General features: G+C 71.5%; 5 protein-coding genes. 1 reads left to right on the top strand and 4 read right to left on the bottom strand.

The window, feature by feature from the left end:
- Positions 1–108: 108 nt before the first annotated feature.
- From ilvD to AB0435_RS33760, 4 genes are all read right to left on the bottom strand, one after another.
- A complete protein-coding gene (ilvD, locus tag AB0435_RS33775) occupies positions 109–1,959 on the bottom strand; it encodes a dihydroxy-acid dehydratase (protein WP_366008435.1) in 1,851 nt (616 codons plus the stop codon).
- 153 nt (positions 1,960–2,112) lie between these two features.
- On the bottom strand, positions 2,113–2,745 hold the full coding sequence (locus AB0435_RS33770) for a TetR family transcriptional regulator (RefSeq protein ID WP_366008436.1): 633 nt from the start codon (positions 2,743–2,745) through the stop codon (positions 2,113–2,115).
- Positions 2,742–3,566, bottom strand: coding sequence for a sugar phosphate isomerase/epimerase (locus AB0435_RS33765; RefSeq protein WP_366008437.1), 825 nt, complete (start codon positions 3,564–3,566; stop codon positions 2,742–2,744). The genes AB0435_RS33770 and AB0435_RS33765 overlap by 4 nt, the downstream gene beginning before the upstream one ends.
- Before the next feature lie 87 nt (positions 3,567–3,653).
- Positions 3,654–4,586: a Ppx/GppA phosphatase family protein gene (locus AB0435_RS33760; RefSeq protein ID WP_366008438.1), complete on the bottom strand. Its 933-nt coding sequence runs from the start codon at positions 4,584–4,586 to the stop codon at positions 3,654–3,656.
- 45 nt (positions 4,587–4,631) lie between these two features.
- On the opposite strand from AB0435_RS33760, the gene AB0435_RS33755 reads away from it, so the two are divergent.
- Complete coding sequence (locus AB0435_RS33755; RefSeq protein ID WP_366008439.1) at positions 4,632–5,459, top strand: hypothetical protein; 828 nt, start codon at positions 4,632–4,634, stop codon at positions 5,457–5,459.
- Positions 5,460–5,857: the final 398 nt, after the last annotated feature.

Below are 5,857 nucleotides of genomic sequence, written 5' to 3'. Positions count from 1 at the left end.
CACGCACCGCGTTCCAGGTCCTCAGCCCGGAGGCCACACCCCCGGCCCAACCACAAACCAGCCCGGCCGGCGATTGAGGCCACGCCCGAAGGGCGAACGCACCCCAGGTCAGCCCAAGTGGCTAACGTCCCGCACCGCCCCCCGATCCGCACTAGTCGCCATCGCCGCATACGCCCGCAGCGCCGCCGACACCTTGCGCTCGCGGGACTTCGGGGCGTAGCGGCCTTCGAGGGACGCGCGGCGGGTGGCCAGTTCCGCTTCGGGAACGAGGAGTTCGATGGAGCGGGCGGGGATGTCGATGCGGATGCGGTCGCCGTCCTCGACGAGGGCGATCGTGCCGCCGGAGGCGGCCTCGGGGGAGGCGTGGCCGATGGAGAGGCCGGACGTGCCGCCGGAGAAGCGGCCGTCGGTGACCAGGGCGCAGGACTTGCCGAGGCCGCGGCCCTTCAGGAAGGACGTGGGGTAGAGCATCTCCTGCATGCCGGGGCCGCCCTTGGGGCCCTCGTAGCGGATGACGACGACGTCGCCTTCCTTGATCTCCTTGCGGAGGATCTTGTCGACGGCCTCTTCCTGCGATTCGCAGACGACGGCCGGTCCTTCGAACGTCCAGATCGATTCGTCGACGCCCGCCGTTTTCACGACACAGCCGTCGACGGCGAGGTTGCCCTTGAGGACGGCCAGTCCGCCGTCCTTGGAGTAGGCGTGCGCGGCGTCGCGGATGCAGCCGCCGGCGGCGTCCGTGTCGAGGGAATCCCAGCGCTCGGACTGCGAGAAGGCGGTGGCGGAGCGGACGCAGCCGGGGGCCGCGTGCCAGAGTTCGACGGCCTCGGCGGACGGGGAGCCGCCGCGGACGTCCCAGGTGCCGAGCCAGTCCTTGATGCCGGGTGAGTGGACGGTGTGCACGTCCTCGTCGAGCAGGCCCGCGCGGTAGAGCTCGCCGAGGATCGCGGGGATGCCGCCGGCGCGGTGCACGTCCTCCATGTAGTACGTGCCGCCGGGGGCGACGTTGGGCGCGACCTTGGCCAGGCAGGGCACGCGGCGGGAGACCGCGTCGATGTCCTTGAGGTCGTAGTCCAGCCCGGCCTCCTGGGCGGCGGCGAGCAGGTGGAGGATCGTGTTCGTCGAGCCGCCCATGGCGATGTCGAGGGCCATGGCGTTGTCGAAGGCGGCGCGGGTGGCGATGTTGCGCGGCAGGACGGAGTCGTCGTCCTGTTCGTAGTAACGCTTGGTGATCTCGACGACCGTGCGGGCCGCGTTCTCGTACAGCGCCTTGCGGGCGGTGTGGGTGGCGAGGACGGAGCCGTTGCCCGGGAGGGAGAGGCCCATGGCCTCGGTGAGGCAGTTCATGGAGTTCGCGGTGAACATGCCGGAGCAGGAGCCGCAGGTCGGGCAGGCGTTCTCCTCGATGCGGAGGACGTCCTCGTCCGAGACGTTCTCGTCGACCGCGTCCACGATGGCGTTGATCAGGTCGAGCTTGCGGACCGTGCCGTCGACGAGGGTGGCCTGGCCGGCCTCCATCGGGCCGCCGGAGACGAAGACGACGGGGATGTTGAGGCGCAGCGCGGCCATCAGCATGCCCGGCGTGATCTTGTCGCAGTTGGAGATGCAGATCAGGGCGTCGGCGCAGTGCGCCTCGACCATGTACTCGACGGAGTCGGCGATCAGGTCGCGCGAGGGCAGGGAGTAGAGCATCCCGGCGTGGCCCATCGCGATGCCGTCGTCGACGGCGATGGTGTTGAACTCGCGGGGCACAGCGCCCGCCGCCAGGATCGCGTCGGAGACGATCCGGCCGACCGGTGCGAGGTGGGTGTGGCCGGGGACGAATTCGGTGAAGGAGTTGGCCACCGCGATGATCGGCTTGCCGATGTCCCCGCTCGCTACGCCCGAGGCGCGCATCAGGGCGCGGGCTCCCGCCATGTTGCGGCCGTGGGTGACGGTGCGGGACCTCAGCTCGGGCATCCTGCTCCACTCCTCGAAAGGCGTCGGCGCGCGGTGGCGGCGGCCTTGTGGCGGCGGCTTCGCGCTGCGCGGTGTCGCGTCCTACGAGCCTACGCCGATGATCCAAGATCCGGACAGTGTCTCCGGTATGTGAGACGGGCGTCTCGCGCCGGGCTACGGGGCTCCCGTGAGGTGGCGCTGTATGGCCGGTGCCACCTGGGCGATGACGTCCTCCACGTCCGCCGACGCCAGCGGCTCGACCTTGATCACGTGGCGCAGCAGCGCGACGCCGACCAGGTGGGCGGCGGCGAGCTCGGCGCGCAGCCGGGGCTCCGCGACGTCCAGTTCGTCGGCGATGCGGGCCATCAGCCGGGTGGAGACGAGGTCGCGGAAGACCGCGGCCGCGGTCTCGTTGGCGACGGCGGACCGGACGATCGCGAGCAGCGGCTCGCGGGTGACGGGGTCCTCCCACAGGCCGAGGAAGAAGCGCGCCATGCGTTCACCGGCGGTGTCCGTACCGCCCTCGAGGACGATGTCGGGCGCTTGGAGGGCCGGGGCGAAGGCCACCTCGATGGCCGCGGCGAAGATCTGTTCCTTGGGCCCGAAGTAGTGGTGGACGAGAGCGGGGTCCACGTCGGCGCCCCTGGCTATGGCCCGGATGGACGCCTTGTCGTAGCCGCGCTCGGCGAACTCTGCGCGGGCCGCCGCGAGGATGCGCTCACGCGCGCCGGGGCCGCCGCCGAGGTCCGTACGGGCGGGCCTGCCACGCTTTCTGGGGGCTCCGTCGCCCGTACGGGGGACGCTCACGGGCGGGTCGCGCCCGTCGGGGAGGCGAGGTGCAGCCGGGTGAAGGCCAGGGCCTCGGCGAGGTCGGCCTCGCGCTCGGCGGTGGACATGGCGCGCCGGGTGTTGACCTCGATCACCACGTGGCCGTCGAAGCCGGTGGTGGCGAGGCGTTCCAGCAGCTCGGCGCAGGGCTGCTTGCCGCGGCCCGGCACGAGGTGCTCGTCCTTGGCGGAGCCGTTGCCGTCGGCGAGGTGGATGTGCGCCAGCCGGTCGCCCATCCGGTCGATCATCTGGATGGCGTCCGTCCGGGCGGTGGCGGTGTGCGAGAGGTCGACGGTGAAGTGGCGGTAGTCGTCCTTGGTGACGTCCCAGTCCGGGGCGTAGGCGAGCATCTCGCGGTCGCGGTAGCGCCAGGGGTACATGTTCTCGACGGCGAAGCGGACGTCCGTCTCGTCGGCCATCCGCCAGATCCCCTGCACGAAGTCCCGTGCGTAGCCGCGCTGCCAGCGGAACGGCGGGTGGACGACCACGGTCGTGGCGCCCAGCTTCTCGGCGGCCGTGCGGGCCCGCTGGAGCTTGACCCAGGGGTCGGTCGACCAGACGCGCTGGGTGATCAGCAGACAGGGCGCGTGGACGGCCAGGATGGGCACCTGGTGGTAGTCGGACAGGCGGCGGAGCGCCTCGATGTCCTGGCTGACCGGGTCGGTCCACACCATGACCTCGACGCCGTCGTAGCCCAGGCGCGCGGCGATCTCGAAGGCCGTCGCCGTCGACTCCGGGTAGACCGAGGCCGTGGACAGCGCGACCTTCGCATCCGGGATGCGCACCACAGGCTCTGTCACGAGGGACAGCGTACGACCGTGTCCCGGACGGCGGGCATGGAGGTGGCCGTGCGGCGCAGCGGCGGTACGCCCTTCACGGCGGCCGCCTCAGGAAGTGGGCAGGTGATCGAGCCGCCGGAGGATGACGCCCTCCCGCAGCGCCCAGGGGCAGATCTCCAGCTCCTCGACGCCGAGGAGGTCCATGGCCGCCTCGGCGACGAGCGCGCCCGCGACCAGCTGCGGCGCGCGGCCCTCCGAGACGCCGGGCAGCCGGGCGCGCTCCGCCGAGGTCATGCCGGCGAGCTTGGGCACCCACTCCTCCAGGGACCGCCGGGTGAGCGCGCGCTGGACGTAGAGGCCGTCGGTGGAACGGGCCGCTCCGGCGATCCGGGCGAGCTGCTTGAACGTCTTGGAGGTGGCGACGACGTGGTCCGGGGTGCCGTGCCGGGCGAAGTCCCCGACGATGCGGGCGATCTGCGCGCGTACGTGCCGCCGCAGGGCCCGTACGTCCGTGGGATCGGGCGCGTCGCCGGGCAGCCAGGCCGTGGTCAGCCGGCCCGCGCCCAGCGGCAGCGAGACGGCCACGTCGGGCTCCTCGTCCATGCCGAAGGCGATCTCCAGGGAGCCGCCCCCGATGTCGAGGACCAGGAGCTTCCCGGACGACCAGCCGAACCACCGGCGGGTGGCCAGGAACGTCAGCCGCGCCTCCTCGTCGCCGGTGAGGACCGGCAGCGTGATACCGGTCTCCTTCTGGACACGGGCGAGCACGGTGTCGGCGTTGGCCGCCTCGCGCACCGCGGAGGTCGCGAACGGCAGGACCTCCTCCACGCCCTTGTCCTCGGCGGCCTCCAGCGCCTCCTGGACGACGGCGACGAGCCGGTCGATCCCCGCCTCGCTGATCGCCCCTTCGTCGTCGAGGAGCTCCGCGAGGCGCAGTTCGGCCTTGTGGGAGTGGGCGGGCAGGGGGCGGGCGCCCGGATGCGCGTCCACCACCAGCAGATGGACCGTATTCGAACCCACATCGAGGACACCGAGTCTCATGGCCTGAACGCTACTGCGACCGGCCGGGGCGCATAGTCTTGAGGGGTGGCAAAGACGAAGAAGGCCAAGCCTGACAAATCCCTCGACAAGGCCGACAAGAAGCGGTCCAAGATCTCCGCGAAGGCCTCCGACGAGGTCGGGCTCGACTTTGCCCGCGCCTGGGTCGAATTCCCCGATCCGGCCGACGACGAACAGGTCTTCCGCTGCGATCTGACCTGGCTCACCTCCCGGTGGAGCTGCATCTTCGGCAGCGGCTGCCAGGGCATCCAGGCCGGGCGCGCCGACGACGGCTGCTGCACGCTGGGCGCGCACTTCTCGGACGAGGAGGACGAGCAGCGTGTCGCGGGGCACGTGGCGCGGCTGACTCCGGACATCTGGCAGTTCCATGACATCGGCACGTCGACCGGCTGGACCCAGCTCGACGACGACGGCGACCGGCAGACCCGCCGCTGGGACGGCTCCTGCATCTTCCAGAACCGCCCCGGCTTCGCGGGCGGCGCCGGCTGCTCCCTGCACATCCTGGCCCTCAAGGAGGGCCGCGAGCCGCTGGAGACCAAACCGGACGTCTGCTGGCAGCTCCCGGTCCGCCGCACGTACGACTGGATCGACCGCCCCGATGACACCCGCGTCCTCCAGGTCTCCATCGGCGAGTACGACCGCCGCGGCTGGGGCCCCGGCGGCCACGACCTGCACTGGTGGTGCACGTCCGCGACGTCCGCGCACGGTGCGGGTGATCCGGTGTATGTGACGTACGCGCCGGAGCTGACGGAACTGATGGGCAAGGAGGCGTACGGGCGGCTGGTGGAGCTTTGTGAGGAGCGGCTGGGGTCGCTTCTGCCGTTGGCTCCGCATCCGGCGGATGGCGCTGCCTGAGGGTCTTCTGTTGTGTGCGCCTGCGGCGGGACGCCCTTCGGGCGTGGCCTCAAGCGCCGGCCGGGCTGGGTTTGTGGCTGGACCGGGGGTGTGGCCTCCGGGCTGAGGACCTGGAACGCGGTGCGTGGCGCCGCCACACGTATTGAGTGCCGTGACAACGCACCGCGTTCCAGAACCCCACCCTCCGGCCCCACCCCCTCCGCCGGAGGGTAAGTTCAAGGCCGGTGGATGCGCCTTTCTTTCCCGCCGGGTGCGCGAAATCCAGCCCGTTGGGGGCACCTCCCAGCGGTAGCTGGGGGAGCTCCCGCCGCAGGCGGCAACGGACCTGAGGTTCGGGGTCTGGGGCAGCGCCCCAGTTTCGGGAAGGGGCGGGGTAGGGGAACAAGCCCGCCGCAGGC

The organism is Streptomyces sp. NPDC051173 (assembly GCF_040689515.1).
Lineage (GTDB): Bacteria > Actinomycetota > Actinomycetes > Streptomycetales > Streptomycetaceae > Streptomyces.
Note: the sequence above shows the minus strand (reverse complement) of the source record. Positions and strands in the feature narration are given on the sequence as shown.